This window comes from Pedobacter sp. (genome assembly GCF_965249885.1).
Taxonomy (GTDB): domain Bacteria; phylum Bacteroidota; class Bacteroidia; order Sphingobacteriales; family Sphingobacteriaceae; genus Pedobacter.
Genome location: NZ_OZ252254.1, coordinates 743656 through 764641, shown reverse-complemented (window position 1 = coordinate 764641; position 20986 = coordinate 743656). Strand labels below are relative to the sequence as shown.

Sequence of the window (20986 nt, the reverse complement as noted above, 5' to 3'; positions counted from 1 at the left end):
GCATTTTGGTTTTTAATTTGCTGCATTTTAAAACGGATAACCAATACCGATGTTGAGTACCAAATTGTCTCGTCTCCAATTTTTGCTTCCAAAATCAATATCATTGATAACCCAACGTTGACCACTAGGTAAAAATGGTTTACGAATTGGGAAAGCACCATCCAATCTAATGACGAAAATAGTGGCGTCAACTCTTAATCCTACACCCGTTCCAACAGCAAATTCGTTGAGTGAGTTTTTTAAACTAAATTCTGATCCAGGTCTTTCGGGATCTTCTTTCCTCAGCCAAATGTTACCGGCATCAACAAAAGCAGCACCGTGTAAAATACTCACAATTTTAAAACGAAGCTCCGAATTGAGCATCATTTTAATATCGCCACCTTGATCAGCAAAGGTTGCGTCATCTTTAATTTTGTAAGTTCCCGGCCCAAGTGATCGTGCTCTGAATGCCCTGATGTCATTGGTTCCGCCCGCAAAAAACTGACGCACGAACGGTAAAGAAGTACTTCCGCCATAGGCATAACCGTAACCTAAATTTAATCGGTTTGCCCATACTACTTTTGGAGCAACTTTGTAATAACTTCTTAAATCTGTTTCAACCCTTACAAATTGAGTAAGTTGTATGTTGAATAATCTTTTGTCGCCTTTTTCACCTTTTGGAACAAATAAACCCCATAAGTTGCCACTAGTTTCTAAACCTCCAAAAAAGTACAGGTTGTGTCGGCGTTTGTCCTGCATCTGATCGGTGTAGGTGAAATTGTAATTGCTACCAATGATAAATTGGTCTTCCAAGGTGTATTGCAAGCCCGGATTATCCCTGATCAATTGCTGATAACCGAGCGAGGTAGTATCTTTATTGGAAACTACTAAATTTACTGACGCTGGGTTTAGGTTATGCTCTTTAAACTGATTTTCTTTCCAATTGTAGCCATATTGTGCTTTAAATGAATTAAGCTTATAAACGGTGTCTCTACTTAGCAATTGATAGCCTAACGAAATAATGGTTTTTGGGATAAATGCTGCGGTACTCTGTGGCTTGTAAAAAGGAACGATAAAACGCGGTAAGGTTAGTTTTGCCTCCCCTGTTAAGGAATAGGAATTTAAGCCTTTTGACTGCCCGCTGTACTGAGTTTCAAAACCTCCGCTTGCGCTAATATCTAACTGCTCGGCACCCCTGAAAATGTTTCTTGTTGTTTGCGTGATTTTTAGCTCAGAACCCACAAAGTTGTTTGATTTGTTAGTGCCCAAAATTGAAAACGTCAATGAATTTTTCTTTAACGGAGTAAGATAGATGTTAAGGTCTAACTGGTTATTTTTAAAACTGTCTATTGGCAAAAATTCCGCTCTTACATCTTGAAAAGCGCCCAAATTTACCATTCTATTTAAAGATTGGTTGTGATCTTTCCTATTGTACCGTTCGCCCTTTTTAAAAAACACAAGGCGGTCGAAAACCCTTGGCTTATACGTATTTCTATTGTCGTAGATGTTGAAATCGTTGTATTGTAAAGGTTTCAAATTCCTTAACACGCTATCGCGACGTAGGCTATAGCTAGGATAGATGTTGATGTTCCTGATGGTATATGGCTTCAAGGATGCATCGGGAGCAATAGTTTTAATCTTTACATTAACATTCACTAGATGGTTACCAATGGTACTATCCACTTGTAAAATCAAATGCTCTGGACTAAAATAAAAATACCCGCTTTCTTTTAGGTCATTGTCAATTCTAATGCGCTCATTTTTGTACGTTTCCAAATCGTAGTAGTCACCAGTCTTCAATAAGGTTTTGTCTTTATTTGCATTGATGATCTTAGTTAGATCTCCTGTATCTGGTGGAAAAGTAACTTGGTTAATTTTATATCTTGTACCAGTAACTGCGGTGTAAATTGCCTTACCTCGCCTACGTTTTATCACTGTATCTCCAGTTACTTCTGCCTGTAAGTAGCCTTGGCTAATCAAATAGCTTTTAAGTACATCATTGTTGTATTTTAGTTTTACCTCGCTCATTAGCACGGGAGGTTCGCCAACTTTGTTACGGAGCCAGTTTCTTATTCCTTTTGGCTTTTTTGGTTGTCCTGCCAAGTTGTAAATCAACAATTTTGGCCTCAAACCTAAAAAGCTTTTGTTAGGTCTAGGTCGCGTTCTATCTTTTAAAGCACTTTTCACCTGTTTGGCATTATCAATTTTTGAATTGGAATCAGGATTGATTTTTACTTCGGCACCGATATACAGGTTTTGCCCCGGTTTGAGGTAACGCGTATTGCTACAGTTGGCAAGCAGTATACAAGCCAACATGAAAGCACAAAACTTAATTAGCTTTTTCATCTTTTGGTCTTTGTTCTGCTTCATCTCTGTATCTATTTCTACGTTTTTGGAATATTTCTTTAAATCTATTATAATCAACTACTAGGGTAAATCCTAATCCAGTTTCGATAATTTGTCCTTGCACTACACTTTCAGTTTGATTGCGTCTGTATGCTCTTAAGCGGTATCTTCCATCTCTAGAAAGTGCATATTCAACATTCACATTATCGGCAATATTGGTGGCGTTTTGGTTGGCCTGCTGCGGACCTTCCAATGCAAATGAGCTTCCTACAGTCACGGTTAAACGATCGTTAAGTAGTTTTTTAGAGATGCCAAGCTCCAAATCCGTTTTCTGCTCTAAACTGCCGGTCGAATAATCTTCTGAGGAGTTTACGCCAAAGTTCAAATCTACGCCCTGGATCAAATCGGAAGCCAAATTGTTCAACTGTTCTGTTAACAGCTTGCTTACACTCGAGCGAGCAAGTGTAGAAACACCCCCACCGCCTCCAGCTAAACTTTGGAACGGGTTGTTGGCGATGAAACGATTTAGTGCTAATAAAGCGAAAACCTGCTTATTCAATTCATTTTCATCTCTATTCACCGTTTGTAATTTGGTGTAAGCTAAACTTCCAATTTCAGTTCCTCGCTCGTTTTCAGGTAAGTCAATCTTGAAGGAGATAATAGGCTTTAGCAACTCACCCTTCATGTAAAGGTAAACCTGAAAAGGCATTTTGGTTTTAGCTTGTACCAAGTCCGGTTGATTTAGTAGATCGATTGGTGCAGCATTAACTTCATATAAAGCGGTTAAATTAATGTTTGCTTCGGTTGGTTCTCCCGTCCAAATTAAAGTACTTCCTTTAACAAGTTTAAACGGTTTTTTGCCTAAAGGTCCTACCGAAAGGCTATATGAACCATCCACCACTTCGTAGCGGCCAGTCATGCTAATTTTTCCACTAGGATCCATGGTGGCATTTAAGTCTGCGTCTCCTTTAATGGTTAGCATATCACCATTGGCTGGATCAACTACTACGTTCAGTTCTGCTTCCGGATCCACATTAATATCGGCCACTAAATTAATTCCCTTGATTGGTGATTTACTCACACTATCCGCCTTTAAATCTTTCTGTCCATTAAACGGTGGCGCATCTGCATCAATGAACTGAACAATTCCTTCTTGGTCAATTACCGATGGATCATTTACCGGCATAGCAAAATAGAACTTCGTGCCTTTTTCTATGGTGACGTTCATATTAACATCAGGTTGATTCAAGTTACCGCGTACCTTAATATCGCTACTTAAATACACCGTTCCGTAAATCATGTCGTTGTCAGCTGCGGTGGAGTTCATTGCCCTGAAATTATCAGTTTTAATGTCCAAGCCAAAGCGAATGTTGTTAAAATCACTGGTGTTGATGTTTCCATTTACACTGGCTTTATTTCCCAACGAGTCGATCAAAGTAAAATTGTTAAAACGTACTCCCTGATTGTTAAAGGCTATTTCCTGCGTTGGTATAGTAAAATAAGAGTTGATATAAGCAATCCTCATTCCAGCATCATTAAACTTTAATGCACCCAAAACTTGGGGCTGCGAAGGTGTTCCTTTAATGGTGAATTGACCGGAAACCGTTCCTTTACCTTCTTTAATTTGCCCAGCACTAACACTTTCAATTTGAGTTAAATCAATTTTGCTGATATTTACACTAAGGTCTAAACTACTTTGCGGGGCAGTGTAGTAAAATCCTTTAGCCGATAATTCGTGAACGCCTTTTAAGCTCGCATCAACTTCGAAAGCATTGGCAGTATTATTATTTACGATCGCCCTTAAATCTCCAAGTTCATCTTTTTGGTAGCGTAACTTGTTTATGGTTAAATCTGCTTCAAATTTCGGGCTATTAGCTAAGTCTTTTACATTTACTGTTCCGTTAATTGCGCCACCTATCAACGCCGTATCAGTTTCTGCAAATTTCATCAATGTTTCAATTTGGAAATTTTTGAACTCCACGTCCATAGGTGCATTTGGTTGTTCGGAGGTACTATTGATACTCAATAATTGCGAACCTTGACTGATATTGAATTGGTGCGCTAAAATTCCAGATTGGCCAAACTGAATGTAGTTGTCTTGCGCAACAGTCCATTTTTCATAGTCTAGCAATAGTTTTTGCGGATCAAGGCTAAACCTGAAATCCTTGTTTATTGACTGAAAAATACCAGCAATTACATATTTGTCTTTACGCTGCCTATCTCTTAAGAAAACATTTAAATCAAGTTTGTTATCAGCCGCTGAGCCTGATATTTCAGTATTGAACAAAGCAATTGAAGTATTTTGAATGCTGTTGACAAGTAACTTGTAATTCAGCTTTTGAGCATCGTTGTTTACATTTAACTTGATACTGTCCAAGTTAATACCATTGTAGGTTACTTTTGGGAACACGGCGTTCATCAACAGACTATCTTTTTCTGTATCAATTAAACCGTTAATTCTGGAAGGCGCAAAAGTGGTTAAAGACGGAACAAAATCCTTAAGGAATTTTGGATTATAGATGTTCGCTGTAAATCGAATACGCTGTGGCGGTATATTTGTTACCTGCCCAAATTCGTAATATTTATTGATTTGGTTGATAATTGCGTTGCCTACTTTGCTTAATTGATATTTTCCATCTACCGTAGCGCTGATCAATTCAGATTTCAGTATCAATTTATTTTCGGTAGCAGTAGAAACTGCATTTAGCTGAATGGTATCTATATTGAATTTTTTTCCTTCTTTAACTAATTGTAATCCAGTAGCAAAAACATCGCCATTAAGGTAGTCAACATCAGCAGTTTTGATGTCTGCTTTGATATTTCCAGCAAGTTTGAATTCGGTATTACTGAAGTTTAACTTTTGAAGATCAACCTGTTTTAGCGCCACGTTGGCTTTTACCGATGGGTATTTCCCTGCTAAGTTGGCGTTTGCGGTTAACTCAAAATTTGCATTGCTATCAGGCATTTTTGCTTTAACAGCCACTTTTTGATTTACGTAATTACCAGATAGCTGCAGGTTTTGGTAGTTGTATTTATTGTAAAAGGCACTCAGCACAGTAGCGTTAAACTTTGCGTTGATTTTTTTAGCATCCAATCCAGTACCGGTTACATTTGCCTTTGCAGAAACTCTTCCCAGTGTAGGTTGCCGCTTCAATAGCTTGCCAACATTAAAGTTATTAAGATTAATTGCCGCATTGTAACTCTCCTTCCCTTTAGGTCCCTTCATGTTCGCCGTAAGTGCGGCACCTCCCATGTCTGATCTTACATTTAAATTGGTAGAAAAATCACTTAAAGAGCCCGTAAATTTTCCATTGGCATCAATTACATTGGGAAGCTCAATGCTGGCTGGTAAAGATTTTTTGGGTACAACGGCAATGATATCACCCTTGGTGAGATATACTTTTTTAATGTTTAGATCTAGGAAAGCCTTGTTCACATCAGTGATGTTGTTTGCTTTTCCGTTAATATCAATTTGTGTGTTTTTTAAGCCGCTAATTTGAAGTTGTGGAATATTTAAGCGATTGAGATAGCCATTCACTTTTGCATTTACCTTTATCTTTTGATTTGCATATTGTGCAGGTAAAGCATCGCTGAAAAAAGTAGCGTCTTTTAAACCTATAGTGGTGTTTTTTAAGTTGATGGCTAACTTTACACGTTCCGGATTTTTTGTCAAATCATCCAGCGATGTAAAGTTCAACTCGGTTTCGTTCTCGATGTTTGTATTCGGAGTTTTTAGCACAAAATCACTGAGCTTAATTTGTTTATCGTTATAGATGGCATCGCCTCTCAAGGCGTTCAATACAAATCCACTTTTGTCGTTAAGTGAGCCGTTTTTAACTTTTGCAGTAATTCCTTTGCTGCTATAGTTCACTTCTTCAGCACCTAAATTGAGTCCCGTAATATTTAAATGGTTGAAGTCAATGCCCTTTTTCAGGGGCTTTGCGCCTAAGTTATCATACTGCAGATGATTGTTGATCAGGTTAATTTTTTTGATTGCCAAACCTAAAGATGACTCTTTAACATCTACGGTGTCCTTCACTTTTTCCAAATCGTTGCTAGGTGCTGGTTTAAAGGCAAATTTCACGAATGAATTTGCTAACTCTGCATTATCGGTAGTATAGCTGGCATTAGTTAAATCAACCTTTAAGTTGTTAAAATGCAATTTATTGACATCTGCAACCACATTTGTAGTGGTCAGTTGATCATCGTAGTTTACCTTAACTTTGTTGAATTGAAATTTTTGTATCTCAATGGTTGGTAGTTTTCCCTTTTCTTTTTCAGCGCTATCAACACTGTTTGTGATATGCTGCACCAATTGCGTTAGTGGCTTTTGCTGCAAATACAATAACGAAGTGTTATCTACAATGAAATCTTTAATTACATAGCGCTGGTTTTGTAAGTCGAAATCCTTAATTTTTGTTTCTAGTTTGCCTAAATAGAACTTTACGTTATTTCCGGCAACATCGTCTTTGTAGGTAATACCTATATTTTCAAAACGGATTTTATCTACAGAAAATTTAAGTGTTGAAGTGGTGTCTTTCTCCACTTTTTCTTCTGGTTTTTTTTGTTCACTAGCAAAAGCGTCAACTAAAAAAGAGAAGTTGAATGTCGTATCAGGATTAACGCGTTTAACATTTGCCCTAATATTTTTGAGTTCGATAAAATTTACTTCTACAGTATTTTTCAACAGCTTGAACAAGCTGATGTCTACTTGCAATTTTTCAGCGTAAAGTAAGGTGTCCTTATTTAAATCTTCTATGTAAAATTTGTTAAGCACTACATCCTTAGGCAACGCAATTTTGATGCTTTCAAGTCTTACTTCTGTTTTAGTCTTATTTTTTAGATAGTTAATCGCCTTATTCTTAACGAAATTCTGCACGGCAGGAATATTAAGAGAGAAGGCTACAAGTACCACCAACAGGATAATACTGGTGATAATCCATAATATGATTTTAAGACCTTTTCTAAAATACTTGTTCAATCGAGATTAAATTTTGATGGTTTATTATGTGTTAATTCGGGTTTTAAACCCATTGATTAAACAATACTTTAATAATAAAGTTTGAAGCGTTAAACAATTTGTGCACGTCAATCTCAACATATATTGTTCCAAATTTGTATGTTTAGTTTATGAATGTACTTGACTTTAAAATTACTTACGAAACCTACGGGGATATTAATGAACTTTCTTTAGAAGATAAATTGTTGTGTATAAGGGCGGAAGAAGCATTGAGTACATCTTATTCGCCTTATTCTAAATTTAAAGTAGGTACGGCAATAAAGTTGGCAGATGGCGAAATAGTATTGGGAAGTAATCAAGAAAATGTAGCATATCCCTCAGGTTTGTGTGCAGAAAGGGTAGCACTTTTTGCTATTGGAGCAAGTAAGCCAAATGCTGTTGTTAGCACTATGGCGATCACAGCATTTACCGAAAACTTTGATATCAAAAACCCTGTGACTTCATGTGGTGCATGTTTGCAAGTAATGGCCGAATTTGAACAGAAGCAACGTTCGCCCATTGCCGTAATATTTTATTGTTTGAGCGGTCAAATCATCAAAGTACACGGTATCAAAAGTTTGCTGCCTTTTGTATTTGTAGAAGATAGGTTGGCTAGTAAAGCCTAAGATTTTTGAGGGTTGCTAACGTAACTGAAGCAGTATAAATCCTAGGTTGAGAAAAGCGCTAAAAGAATGTTTTTACACAGGTAGATGCGATGCTTACATAAGCAGGTGAGAATATCTTTTGTTTTATAGGTAGATGCATAATCATATATAAAAATGATGCCATTCACGAAATCTTGGTTTTTAATAGGTATAAGCTAGTTAATCATTTTGTTAAGTGTGGAATTGAGTATTTTTTTGCCCAAATAGATGTGGAATTGTTGGGGTAAATTGTGGAATTTCGATTTATTATGAATTAAGTTTTGTGAGTATCAATAAAAATACACACATTTTAACTTCCGAAACATTTATCTTTAGCTCTAAAAGTAATTGATCAATATGACACATACAAGGATGTTGCTGCTAGCAACCTTATTGTTACTATTAAGTGCTTGCAGTAAACCACAAGCAGATCTGGTGGTATTGAATGCCAAAATCTACACGGTAGATAGCGCTTTTAGTGTTGTTGAGGCCATGGCAATCAAAGATGGAAAAGTGCTTGCTCTCGGCAGTTCCGAAGCCATAAAAAAGCAGTATCCATCAGCTGAGACTATAGACGTAGCTGGAAAAACCATTTATCCAGGTTTTATTGATGCACATGCGCATTTTTTTGGCTATGCCGAAAGTTTAAACACTGCTAATCTTTTTGAAACTCAGTCGTGGGACGAAGTTTTGCAGCGTCTCAAGACTTTCGCTTCAGAACATCCAAATGGCTGGTTAACTGGTAGGGGATGGGATCAAAATGATTGGCCGCAAAAGCAGTTTCCCACTAAAGAAAAGCTAGATCAACTTTTTCCAGATAGGCCAGTGCTTTTAACAAGGGTTGATGGGCACGCCGCAATTGCCAACCAAAAGGCATTGGATGCTGCTGGTGTCACCAAGGCGTTTGATTTAACCGGTGGCGAAATTTTGGTTGAAAAAGGGAAAATAACAGGAGTGCTAATTGATAATGCAGTAGACTTAGTAGCCAGCAAAATACCAAGCTTAACTAAGGAAGAAATGAAAGCGTTGTTATTGCAGGCGCAAGCAAATTGCTTCGCAGTGGGCTTAACCACTATTGATGATTGCGGTTTAAACTATGATGCAGTGGAAGGATTGGAAAAATTGCAAGCCAATGGTGATATCAAGATGCGATTTTACGTGATGCTTTCTGACAATCAAAAAAATTACGATTACCTTTTTAAACGTGGTGCAATTAAAACTGATCGATTGAACGTAAGCTCTTTCAAGGTTTACGCAGATGGTGCTCTAGGGTCACGGGGTGCTTGTTTACTACATCCATATACCGATATGCCGCAAAAAAGTGGGTTTCTATTGAGTAATTTGAGCCATTTTGAGGAAGTGGCGAAGAAAATTTACGAACACAACTTTCAAATGTGTACACATGCCATCGGTGATTCGGCAAATAGGGCAATTTTGAAGATTTATGCTAAAATTTTGGAGCCAAATAACGATAGACGTTGGCGTATTGAGCATGCGCAAGTGGTAGCGCCTCAGGATTTTGACTTGTTTGGAAAAGCGAAGGTAGTTCCATCCGTACAGCCTACACATGCCACATCCGATATGTATTGGGCGCAGGATCGCTTGGGTAAAGATCGCATTAAAGGTGCATATGCTTACAAACAATTGCTGAAACAAAATGGTTGGATACCTTTGGGAACGGATTTTCCAGTAGAACAAATTGATCCAATGTTAACGTTTTATGCTGCTACTTTCCGAAAAGATATTGCTAACTATCCTCAAAACGGTTTTCAAATGGAAAATGCATTAACCCCTGAAGAAACACTCCGTGGAATGACGATTTGGGCTGCCAAAGCAAATTTCGAAGAAAAACAAAAAGGTAGCTTAGAAATAGGTAAGGTGGCAGATTTTGTTATCATGGAGAATGATTTGCTAAAAGCAAACCAGCAGCAGATTTTAAAAAATAAGGTGATTAAAACCTATATCAACGGTGAAAAAGTTTATGATAAAGCCTTACGTAAAAACTAATTAAGTGTTAACTAATTTTTGAATAGAGACAATAAACTGATGAGAAAAGACAAACTGATAGCCCTAATTGCTGTTTGCTTAACGTTCCTTACTACTTTAAATGCTTGTGCACAAGATCACAAAAGAAATCAGAATCGTTTAAATATTATGAGTGATGTGGTTAAAGGCACTGTATTATTAAACAATGCACAAACCTTTATTCCTATTACAGGCCTTACAGATAAGAAAATTGTATCTGTAGATTTAGGTTATAAATATCAAATTGGCTTTGATAGTTTGCTTAATAAATATGCTGCGGTTACCACCTTAAGCGCTACTAAGTATGCAGATTCTGCTACGCTAAATGATTTAGAGGACGATGTAAAGTTTTATAATACATTATTCATCGCCCTGGATGATGTAATGGCAAAAAATGGTAAGTATGTCAATTTCATTTTAGATATCGCAAAGAGCAAAAATGTAGTGATAGCATTATTTGGAAACGGAAACGCTTTGTCTACTTTCGATAGCTTAAATGCGCCACTAGTTTGGAGTGCCCAAAATAATGAAGAGGCCGCATTAATAGCGCCGCAAATAATTTTTGGAGGAATAGCCGCTGAGCACCTGCTTCCTAAAAACTATTCAGTCAAGTATGTTAAAGGAGCCGGGTATACTACAAAGGTTACTCGTTTAAAATATACAGTACCTGAAGATGCTGGCGTAAACAGCGATGATTTAAGCGAAATTGAAGCGATCGCCAATGAAGGAATTGCTAAAAAGGCTAGTCCGGGTATGGTGGTTTTAGTAGCAAAGGATGGTAAGGTAATTTACAACAAAGCTTTTGGCTATCATACTTATGACAATGTAATGCCAGATAAGGTAACGGATATATTCGACTTGGCATCGGTAACGAAAGTAACTGCTACTACACCCAGCGTAATGCGGTTAGTGGAACAACAAAAATTAAAGTTAGATACAAATGTTGGTTACTATATTGCAAAAGCTCGCAACACGCCGATGAATGGTACATTGGTGAGAGATGTAATGTTGCACCAAGCTGGCTTTATTCCCTACATTCCTTTTCATAACTACGTAAAGGAAGGCGATTACTCGAGAGATTCTTCTGCGGCGTATCCAACCAAAGTTGCTGATAACTATTATATCAAAAAAGGATTCTTTAACGATTTCATGTGGCCTAAAATGCTTAACTCGCCAATTAAAACCAAGGGAAGTTATGTATATAGTGATATCAGCATGTACGTAATGCAGGATATCGTGGAGCACCTTTCGGAAATGCCGGAAGATCAGTACGTACAGCAAAATTTTTATATGCCACTGGGCATGCAAACTGCGGGTTATTTACCTCGTAATCGCTTTGCGAAAGAGAAAATTGTACCTACAGAAGACGACAAAGCATTTAGGAAAACATTATTAGAAGGTTACGTACACGATCAAGGTGCAGCATTAAAAGGTGGCGTTGCTGGTCATGCCGGATTATTTGGCAGTGCAAATGATTTGGCTATCTATAATCAGATGCTGTTGAATAAGGGAACTTACGGAGGCGAACAATATTTCACCCCGCAAACCGTCGACATGTTCACCACCAGACAATCTAATGTGAGCCGTAGAGGTTTGGGATTTGACAGATGGGATCCGGATACCACCAAAAAATATCCCTCTGAATTGGCCTCGCCACAAACTTTTGGCCATACTGGATATACGGGTATCGGCGTATGGACTGACCCTTCAAGAAATATGATCTATATTATCTTAACTAACCGTGTTCATCCAACGGTAAGCGAAATGTTGGGCAAACTGAATATTAGGCCTCGCATACAAGATGTAATTAACAAAGCGATAGATAAATCGAAGAAATAAGAGAAATCCCTACCACGATATAAAGAGTGAGTAGGGATTTTTGCTAAATACCGATATCATTAGCCAATATGAGCTATGATTTCAAAAACGCAATAAGTTGCTGCATCGCTAAGGCCCTGTGACTGATTTTGTTTTTCTCAGTCATGTCCATCTCCGCAAAAGTGATGTCATAGCCGTTAGGTTGGAAAATTGGGTCGTAGCCAAATCCGTTGTTTCCGCTGGGCGAAGTTCTAATTGTGCCTTCAATGGTGCCTTCAAACAAATAATTTTTGCCGTTTTGAATTAAGGAGATCACCGTCTTGAATCTCGCTTTTCTATTGGTTTGGCCTTCCATGTTCTTGAGCAGTAGTTCGAGATTAATGTTGTCATCCTTGATACCGCTATATCTTGCCGAAAAAATGCCAGGTGCATTATTCAATGTCTCAACCTCTAGTCCGCTGTCATCTGAAAAGCAATCTAAGCCAAAATTTTCATATACATATGTGCTTTTTAGTGTGGCATTTTCCGAAAAACTATTTCCAGTTTCGGGGATGTCAACTAAACAGTTGATATCTTTCAAGTTGAGAATCTCGTAATCCGGACTTAAAATTTTCGCAACCTCCGTTGTTTTATGCATATTATTGGTAGCAAAAACTAGTTTTTTTATCATAAAGTCAAGGTTTTTAAGGTTGCCCAGAGTATTTTCTTAGAAGGAATATCACTATCCAAGTCGTGTAGGTTGTGCGTGAAAATGAATTTGATGTTGTTTAGTTCATGCAACTGATGAAGCTGCATTTCATCTAATCCCAACGTGGTTGGCGCTACGCCGAATGCAAAGACCATTTTACACGAGAAAAATGAATGTAGATGCTCAAACTTAGCTTCGGTATAAGCGGCGTAATTGAGCAATGCAAAATCTGCATTTTTCAAATTAATGGATAGCACCAGTTTTCGCAACAATTCTCTCCCTTGTGCAGTGCTAACTGGGTTTTGATGATCGTTAACTAAAATTAGAATGCCTTTTTCATTTTTCCCCAAATGTTTAAAGTCGAAACGCTTAGGTGCTATTTGTTTAGGCTCTTCTAACTTTGGAATACTAATTTCGTGTATTTGTTGAGCGGGTTTGCTCTGCGTATCATAAGTATTAGCTGGCGTATTATCAATGTTTTCATTGCTAATCTTTCCGCTACTTTCCACTATGGGAATGTCGCCAACTAAATATACATCATCATTAAAGAATAAACGTAGCGCTTCTTCGTTAGTTATAAGTTGGTTGCTATTCATTTTATGGAAAAAATTTCTGTTAAAATTAGTTAAATATCTTATTATAGCACCTTAAATTATTACTTTTATCCATTAATCAATGAACGCGTCTTTTGTGAAAAAAGCTTATTTGGTTGTTTTTTTTATTGCTTTAGGAAACTTGGCCTTTGCTCAAAATGTAGCAACTATCAATGGTATTCCTATAAGTAGTAAGGAGTTTTATTGGGTATATAAAAAGAATCACACGGGAGAAGATGCTGCCTCTTTGAAAGAGCTGGCAAGTTATTTAGATTTATATATCAACTTTAAGTTAAAGGTGGCAGAAGCGAAAGCTTTAGGTTTGGACAAAGACGATGCCTACCAACAAGAAATTGCTGGTTATGAGAGTGCCTTGAAAGCACAACAAAAAATTGCATCAGATACACCGGAATATTCTTATATAATGAATGAGTATCGCGAAGGTGTTTTAATGTTCAATGTATGTGAACAGAAAATTTGGGGAAAGGTGCAGGAGGATGACGAGAAGCTGAAAACCTATTTTGCCAGTCACAGCAAAAATTACGAAGGTAAGCAGTTTGACGAAATTAGAGGTCAAGTGGTAGGCGACTATCAGCAACAGTTAGAGGCCGATTGGATTGCCAGTTTGCGTACAAAATACAAGATCAAAATTAATCAATCAGAGTTGAAAAAAATGGCCAAAGGTTCGGCATATTGATGCTTCTACGCTTAATAATTTTAACTTTGCAACTTATATTATAGATTTAGCATACTAATGAAGAAAATTTTATCAATAGCAAGCATGTTAATGTGTTTGTTCTTGAATGTAAAGGCTCAGCCTAAACCCAATTTAGACAAGGTGGTAGCCGTTGTGGGTAGCAATATCATTTTACTTTCCGATCTTAACCAGCAATATGCCATTTACCTTAATCAAGGTAATCCGGCAGATCCTAGGGCTAAGTGCTATTTTTTGCAGCAAATGTTGGTGCAAAAGTTATTGAAGCAACAAGCGGAAATAGATTCGATTGTAGTTGAGGAAAACCAAGTTGATGATGAGTTGGATAAGCGTATGCGCTATCAAATCAATCGTATGGGCGGGCAGGAAAATTTAGAGCGTTTTCTTCAAAAATCTGTTTTGCAGTATAAAGATGAAATGCGCCCTGATGTAAAAGAAGGTTTGATTGCGCAAAAAATGCAAGCCAAGATTACAGAACATACCAACGTTACTCCTTTAGAAGTTAAAAAGTATTTTGATACCTATCCTAAAGATAGCTTGCCAGATATTGGTGCCGAAGTAGAAGTTGGAGAAATCGTACTTCAGCCGAAGTTAACAAAAGCTGAGAAGCAAAAATATTACGATAAGTTAGAAGCTATCCGCCTACGTGTAAAGAGTGGTGAGGATTTTGGTTTCTTAGCTCGTACTTATTCTGAGGATCCAGGTTCGGCATCTGAAGGTGGTGATTATGGCTTTATCGATAGGCAGACCATGGTAAAGGAATTTACCGCATGGGCATTTAAATTGAAAGCTGGGGAAATGTCACCGGTATTTGAAACAGAGTATGGCTATCATATTGTGCAGGTAATTGAGCGTCGTGGAGAGCAGGCCCATGTGAGGCACATTTTGATTCGTCCGCAAAATACACCACAAAGTTTAGAGCGTACTAAATTGAAAGCGGATAGTATCTATAATAATTTGATAGACAAGAAATTGCCTTTTGCTACAGCAGCTTCATTATATTCAGATAATAAAGAAACGCAATACAATGGTGGTATGATGCTGTATGCCGATAACCAAACCGCTAGAACTACATTCGTTCCAGTAGAGAAATTGGATCCGGCAGTGTTTGTAGTAATTGACACCATGAAAGTTGGCGGAATTTCTAAACCGGTAGTATTTAACGACCAAAAAACAGGTAAAGAAGGCTATAAAATTTTCTTCCTGAAGTCTAAAATTCCACCGCACAAAGCTAGTTTAGAGCAAGATTATCCAAAGTTTAAAGAAAAAGCGCAGCAAGAAAAAGAGTCGAAAGTGATGAGCGAGTGGTTTGAAAAACGAAAAGAAACTACTTATATTAGAGTTGACGAGGAATTTGAAACTTGTGACGAATTGAAACTTTGGGTAAAAAAGAAAGATAGTAAGTAGCCAATGCAGTTTAAAAATGAGGTAGAAGCCGTTGATGCCCTGCATCAATCATTTAAAAATATACAGAACGAGATTCGAAAGGTCGTAATTGGACAAGACGAAATCGTAAAATCAGTGCTCATTGCTATTTTTAGCAATGGGCATTGTTTATTAGTGGGCGTACCAGGACTGGCTAAAACCTTGTTGGTGCAAACCGTAGCTAATGTGCTCGACCTCAACTTTAATCGTATTCAATTTACGCCTGATTTAATGCCGAGCGATATTATCGGCGCCGAAATTTTAGGAGAAGATAGGCAGTTTAAGTTTATTAAAGGGCCAATTTTTTCAAACATCATTTTGGCTGATGAAATCAATAGGACGCCACCTAAAACTCAAGCAGCTTTATTAGAAGCCATGCAAGAAAAAGCGGTTACAGCGGCGGGTGTAACCCATGGACTACCAAAGCCATTTTTTGTATTAGCTACGCAAAATCCAATTGAACAGGAGGGCACCTATCCGCTACCAGAGGCACAGCTGGATCGTTTTATGTTTAACATTTCTTTGGATTATCCTGCTTTCGCCGACGAACTGATGATTGTTAAAAATACGACAAGTAATCACTCCGTTGAACTTCAAAAACTTATAAATGCCTATCAAATTCAATATTTCCAAAAGTTAATTAGAAATATCCCGGTTACGGATAATGTATTGGAATATGCGGTGAAATTGGTAGCTAAAACAAGACCTAATAGTGAATTCGCTACTACAGAAATCAATAATTTCATTTCTTGGGGTGCTGGTCCTAGGGCATCACAGTTTTTAGTTTTGGGCGCTAAATGCCATGCTGCAATCTCTGGTAAATACGCTCCAGACATTGAAGATGTGCAGGCCGTTGCTGAAGGTATTTTAAGACATAGAATTGTTCGTAATTACCGAGCAGAGGCGGAAGGTTTAACAACTGAGCAAATCATTAAGAACTTATTTTAATAACCATTCTGTCAAGCTGAAGTATACTTTGGAAGCGTTAGTAAGCTTGTCACTATAGTTTTAGTATATTTGCATTTGCCTTAACGATGAAGATTACACGTAATACGATAGCTAAAACAGAAATCCGAAAACTAATTAGTAGTTCTTCAGTGGCGCTTTCACAGCCAGAAATACAATATGCACTAAATGATGTTTGCGATCGGGTAACGATTTATCGTGTTTTAGATCGACTGGTAGAAGAAGGTGCCATCCACCGTATCGTAAATGTTGATGGCGTTATCAAGTATGCCGAGTGTCATCAATGCGAAACGCCAAATCACCACCACAACCATGTACATTTCAGCTGTGAAAAATGCAAGGCGGTAACGTGCTTAGAAGACGTAGAACCTAGTTTTAAACTACCTAAGCAATATCAAGTGAAAGAAGTGAATTTCACGCTATCTGGCTTGTGCCCAAATTGTTCGTAATTTCGCTGCTAACTTAGTACTTTATTGCTAGCTTTCCGATTGTTGTTCCAGACTCGAGCTGTGCATGTGCTTTCTTTAAATTTTCGGCGGATAAACCTTCCAACGTATCCGTAAGCGTATGCACTAAAATTTCATCATCCAAAAGATCTGCAATTTCATTGAGGATACGATGTTGTTCAATCATATCATCAGTTTGAAATGAAGATCTGGTATACATGAATTCCCAAGAAAAACTAGCGCTCTTTGTTTTAAGTTTATTTAACGCAACTGGAGTTGCGCTGCCGGTAATAGAAGCAATATGCCCCTGCGGTTTAATGAGTTCAGCCATGGCATCCCAATAACTGTTTACATCAACAAAATCCAAAATGAAATCAACATACTGAAAACCAGCTTCCCTCACTTCTTCCACTAAGTTTTTATGGTTTACAACCACATCCGCACCCATTTTCCTGCACCAATCTACGCTTTCAGCTCGGGATGCAGTAGCAATAACATTTAATCCCGCTATTTTTTTAGCTAATTGAATAGCAATAGAACCAACGCCTCCGGCGCCAGCCAAAATAAGTACGGTTTTATTTTTATCTTTCTCTTTGCTGATACGTATCCTATCGAAAAGGATTTCCCAGGCAGTTAATGAAGTTAGCGGCATTGCAGCTGCAGCTTCATCACTTAAACTTTTTGGCTTTTTACCTACGATGCGCTCATCTATCAATTGATATTCGGCATTGCATCCAGGCCTAGTGATGTCACCAGCATAGTAAACTTCATCGCCAACTTTAAACAGCGATACTTCATTACCTACTGCCTCTACCACACCGCAAGCGTCCCAGCCAATAATTTTTGGTTCAGCTAAAGTAGTATCTTTTGCAGCATTCTGTCTTATTTTATAGTCAACAGGGTTAACAGCAATCGCTTTGATTTTAACGAGTAAATCTTTGCCTGTTGGACGGGGTTTCTCGGTTTCAAAGTCGATGAAACTTTCAGTTGAAGTAATTGGAAGTGAAGTTTTAAATCCTACTGCTTTCATTGTTTTAGCTTTTACGCAAATTTAAAATCTATCTACGTTTGAGCTGTCATGAAAAAGTGATTTAATAAAATCCAACTAACGATGAAACGTACTTTATTTATTCTCAAAATCTAGTCGTATAGAGAAAACGTTGCTATAAAGTGCATCGGAAGTATTTCCTACGTTAGTTAGCGCATAGTCAAGGGAGAATCCTTTAATCTTGATGCCAACACCCATATTTGGCTGATAAGTATAAATTTGTTTTCCAGTAAAGTCGGTAGATTTTTGGATGTTGCCAACGCCGCCACGGAGGTAAATGGTTTTTTTATAATCCACGGCTAAACCCAAAGTTGGATCGGCACTTACTGGGTTTGCACTTACCAATACATTTCGCTGTCCGTCGGTAGTTAAATTGATATTGGTTTCGGCCATTACATTGAATTTCTCGCTAATAGCGGTGGTATATGCTGCTCCTAAAACAATACGTGGATTGGTGATTTCTGTGGAGTTTTTTGGGATGTCATTTCCCGTTTGTGCAAAAACAGTTGATAGTTTGTCGGCATTGTAGCTCCACGAGTTGAATGTAGAAGTGATGTCTCGACCAACAGCGGCCAATGACCATTTCCCTTTCTTGTATTGTATGCCGGCATCAAGGCCAAAGCCCCATGATTTACCATATTCCCCAACCAAACGGTGAATTACTTTAACATTAGCTCCGTAGCTTAGTCCGTCGCCATCCCCAATTTGATTGTTCTTGCCTTTTTTACGAGCATAAGAGAAAATAAAAGCATAATCGGCGGCAGAAAATTTCTTTACTCTATCGTAATTAATGTTGCCATCTGCATCAATAAGCTCAGAAGTATCAGGAATATCGTCGACCCCGAAGCGAAGTATTGATGCGCCAACCACCGCTGTGTTATCTTGAACACTAGTAGCAAATGAACCGTAATCGTATTTTGCAATACCTGCAAAGTAATCCGAATGCATAAAGCTCACCTGTCGTGGAGTTTGCATACGAGCCAATCCTGCTGGATTCCAATAGCCGGCCGTTACGTCGTTTACGCTGGCCACAACCGAACCAGATAATCCAAATGCAGATGAGCCAACTCCTAAATTTAGGAACTCGTTACTGTATTTGCGTTGCGCTTTAATAGTAATTGCAAAAAACAATAAAGGAATAAGTAGCTGATACTTGCGCATGTTAGGTTAGCTTATTTTCTATTTCCTCAAATATAACCATAAAATCAACTTCTAATTGGTTTTTATAAAATTCCAATATCGAAATCAACTGATAGTTAGTTTTTTCAGTAAAAGGATGCTCCCATAAACGCATACATATACGTTGTAAAGCATATGCTATATTTTCAATTTTTTGGTAGCTCAGTAGATACTTGCTGGACTTGAAGCTTTTATAAAACTTAAAGAAGTGATCTACATCATCAATAGCGGCAATTTTTAAAAATCGAATGAGCGTATCTTCATCAACGGCATCTAGCTTTTCATAAAATTTACTCACATTAATTTTTCCATGGGCTATAAGTAAATGATCCAATAATAACTCTACGCCGATATGCGCTAAAAATGAAGGTCGTACAGGGCTGTCAGTTAAAATAGGAATCAGCAAGATTTTTAATTCCTGCAATTTTTGATTGAAAAATGGAGCGGAATGGAAAATACGATCTACTTCTAAATGTCTTTTCCAACCTTGTAAAATAGCGGATGTTTGAGCGTGATCAAATAAATCAGCTTTCTTTTCAGGATGGATACTCCAACTTTTGTTCGCATTTTTGAGCAAATCAGGAAGTATAGTCCCTAGCACAATCTCAGGACTGCTCGTTTGTTGTTCAAAATAGTAGTGCGAAAGAAAGTTCATTCCGTAAATATAACTCAAATGCCTCAAATCATTCGATAATTGGGTAATTAGTTAATCAGCTAATTGTTATCTTTGTGCCCAAAATCGTTAAAAAAAGATGATAAATTTTGTAGAAGAATTACGTTGGAGAGGCATGTTACATGATATTATGCCGGATACTGAACAGAAACTGAATGAAGGCATGTGCGCTGGGTATATAGGTTTCGATCCAACAGCTGATTCTTTACACGTGGGGCATTTAACCCAAATCATGACCTTGATTCATTTTCAAAGAGCAGGGCATAAACCAGTTGCTTTGGTGGGTGGCGCTACAGGTATGGTGGGAGATCCATCGGGAAAATCTGATGAGCGTAATTTACAAACTGAAGAAATGGTAGCCCATAACTTGGCTGGAATGAAAAAACAGTTGGCTAAGTTTTTAGACTTTCAAGATGAAGGCAATGGCGCTGTAATGGTAAATAATGCCGATTGGTTTAAAAATTTCAACTTTTTGGATTTCATTCGCGAAGTGGGTAAACACATCACCGTGAATTACATGATGGCGAAGGACAGCGTGAAAAAGCGCTTGGAAGGCGATAATGGAATGTCGTTCACTGAATTTAGTTATCAATTGGTACAAGGCTACGATTTTTATTACTTATGGAAACACCATAATTGCATCTTGCAAATGGGCGGTTCGGATCAATGGGGTAATATTGTAACGGGCACGGAATTGATCAGAAGAAAAGATCAAGGTACGGCGTATGCCTTAACAACACAGCTAATCAAAAAGGCAGACGGAACTAAATTTGGTAAAACTGAAAGTGGCGCCATTTGGTTGGATCCAGCTAAAACTTCGCCTTACAAATATTATCAATTTTGGTTAAATTCATCGGATAGTGATGTTAAAGCTTGGATCAGAATTTTTACCTTAAAAAGTAAGGAGGAGATTGAAGCTTTGGAGGCGCAACATGATGAAGCACCACATTTGAGGATTTTGCAAAAAGCACTGGCTGAAGATATCACCGTAAGAACTCACTCTGCCGAAGCATTGGAAACAGCGATTAAGACCTCTGAGTTATTATTTGGCAATGGTTCTTTAGCATTTTTGGATGGATTATCCGCTGCAGAGGTGCTAGATATTTTCGAGGGAATTCCGCAATTTAAAATTTCGAAAGCCGAGTTAGCGGCGGGTATGGATGCGCCAACTTTGCTAGCTGAAAAGACAACCGCTTTTCCATCAAAAGGGGAAGTGAAGAAGACAGTTCAAGGTGGTGGCTTAAGTATCAACAAAAATAAAGTAGCTGATTTGAATACAGCATTTAGCGTTGCTGATTTAATTAACGGCGAGTTTTTAGTAGCTCAAAAAGGAAAGAAAAATTACTTCTTAATAATCGCGGAATAGCATAAGAATTTAAATAGAAATGCCACATCAATCATGTGGCATTTTTTTTATTATTAAAAGTTAGCATTCCTTAGTC

The 20986-nt window shown here is 37.8% G+C and carries 15 protein-coding genes; 8 read left to right on the top strand and 7 right to left on the bottom strand.

Annotated elements, in window-relative coordinates; all coding sequences use genetic code 11:
* Positions 1-27: 27 nt before the first annotated feature.
* Positions 28-2325 (bottom strand): translocation and assembly module lipoprotein TamL, encoded by a 2298-nt coding sequence (gene tamL / locus ACY2A0_RS03215; RefSeq protein WP_461788169.1) that lies wholly within the window; start codon positions 2323-2325, stop codon positions 28-30.
* Complete coding sequence (locus ACY2A0_RS03210; RefSeq protein WP_461791244.1) at positions 2309-7306, bottom strand: translocation/assembly module TamB domain-containing protein; 4998 nt, start codon at positions 7304-7306, stop codon at positions 2309-2311. The genes tamL and ACY2A0_RS03210 overlap by 17 nt, the downstream gene beginning before the upstream one ends.
* 149 nt (positions 7307-7455) lie before the next feature.
* Between ACY2A0_RS03210 and ACY2A0_RS03205 the strand changes: the two genes are divergently transcribed.
* The 3 genes from ACY2A0_RS03205 to ACY2A0_RS03195 all read left to right on the top strand — a co-directional run bounded on the left by ACY2A0_RS03205 (position 7456) and on the right by ACY2A0_RS03195 (position 11832).
* Positions 7456-7950, top strand: a complete 495-nt coding sequence (locus tag ACY2A0_RS03205) for a cytidine deaminase (RefSeq protein WP_461791243.1) — start codon at positions 7456-7458, stop codon at positions 7948-7950.
* A gap of 375 nt (positions 7951-8325) precedes the next feature.
* A complete protein-coding gene (locus ACY2A0_RS03200; protein WP_461788165.1) occupies positions 8326-9975 on the top strand; it encodes an amidohydrolase in 1650 nt (549 codons plus the stop codon).
* A gap of 39 nt (positions 9976-10014) precedes the next feature.
* Positions 10015-11832, top strand: a complete 1818-nt coding sequence (locus tag ACY2A0_RS03195) for a serine hydrolase domain-containing protein (RefSeq protein ID WP_461788164.1) — start codon at positions 10015-10017, stop codon at positions 11830-11832.
* 73 nt (positions 11833-11905) lie between these two features.
* Here the strand turns inward: ACY2A0_RS03195 and rdgB are convergent, their stop codons facing one another.
* Positions 11906-12478, bottom strand: coding sequence for an RdgB/HAM1 family non-canonical purine NTP pyrophosphatase (rdgB, locus tag ACY2A0_RS03190; protein ID WP_461791025.1), 573 nt, complete (start codon positions 12476-12478; stop codon positions 11906-11908).
* Complete coding sequence (locus tag ACY2A0_RS03185; protein ID WP_461788163.1) at positions 12478-13095, bottom strand: hypothetical protein; 618 nt, start codon at positions 13093-13095, stop codon at positions 12478-12480. The genes rdgB and ACY2A0_RS03185 overlap by 1 nt, the downstream gene beginning before the upstream one ends.
* 79 nt (positions 13096-13174) lie before the next feature.
* On the opposite strand from ACY2A0_RS03185, the gene ACY2A0_RS03180 reads away from it, so the two are divergent.
* From ACY2A0_RS03180 to ACY2A0_RS03165, 4 genes are all read left to right on the top strand, one after another.
* Positions 13175-13789, top strand: a complete 615-nt coding sequence (locus tag ACY2A0_RS03180) for a hypothetical protein (RefSeq protein WP_461788162.1) — start codon at positions 13175-13177, stop codon at positions 13787-13789.
* A 57-nt stretch (positions 13790-13846) separates the two neighbouring features.
* Positions 13847-15214 (top strand): peptidylprolyl isomerase, encoded by a 1368-nt coding sequence (locus tag ACY2A0_RS03175; protein WP_461788161.1) that lies wholly within the window; start codon positions 13847-13849, stop codon positions 15212-15214.
* A gap of 3 nt (positions 15215-15217) precedes the next feature.
* A complete protein-coding gene (locus ACY2A0_RS03170) occupies positions 15218-16180 on the top strand; it encodes an AAA family ATPase (protein WP_461788160.1) in 963 nt (320 codons plus the stop codon).
* Between the two features lie 86 nt (positions 16181-16266).
* Complete coding sequence (locus tag ACY2A0_RS03165) at positions 16267-16647, top strand: Fur family transcriptional regulator (protein ID WP_461788159.1); 381 nt, start codon at positions 16267-16269, stop codon at positions 16645-16647.
* A 13-nt stretch (positions 16648-16660) separates the two neighbouring features.
* Here ACY2A0_RS03165 and ACY2A0_RS03160 read toward each other — a convergent pair whose 3' ends face one another.
* The 3 genes from ACY2A0_RS03160 to ACY2A0_RS03150 all read right to left on the bottom strand — a co-directional run bounded on the left by ACY2A0_RS03160 (position 16661) and on the right by ACY2A0_RS03150 (position 19526).
* Positions 16661-17674, bottom strand: coding sequence for a zinc-binding alcohol dehydrogenase family protein (locus tag ACY2A0_RS03160; RefSeq protein WP_461788158.1), 1014 nt, complete (start codon positions 17672-17674; stop codon positions 16661-16663).
* A gap of 93 nt (positions 17675-17767) precedes the next feature.
* Positions 17768-18853 (bottom strand): putative type IX sorting system protein PorV2, encoded by a 1086-nt coding sequence (locus tag ACY2A0_RS03155; protein ID WP_461788157.1) that lies wholly within the window; start codon positions 18851-18853, stop codon positions 17768-17770.
* A gap of 1 nt (position 18854) precedes the next feature.
* Positions 18855-19526 carry an ACP phosphodiesterase gene (locus ACY2A0_RS03150; protein ID WP_461788156.1) on the bottom strand — a complete coding sequence of 224 codons (672 nt, stop codon included), beginning with the start codon at positions 19524-19526 and terminating at the stop codon, positions 18855-18857.
* Between the two features lie 100 nt (positions 19527-19626).
* Here ACY2A0_RS03150 and tyrS point away from each other — a divergent pair, with 100 nt between their 5' ends.
* Positions 19627-20910 carry a tyrosine--tRNA ligase gene (tyrS, locus tag ACY2A0_RS03145; protein WP_461791024.1) on the top strand — a complete coding sequence of 428 codons (1284 nt, stop codon included), beginning with the start codon at positions 19627-19629 and terminating at the stop codon, positions 20908-20910.
* The last annotated feature ends 76 nt before the right edge of the window (positions 20911-20986 follow it).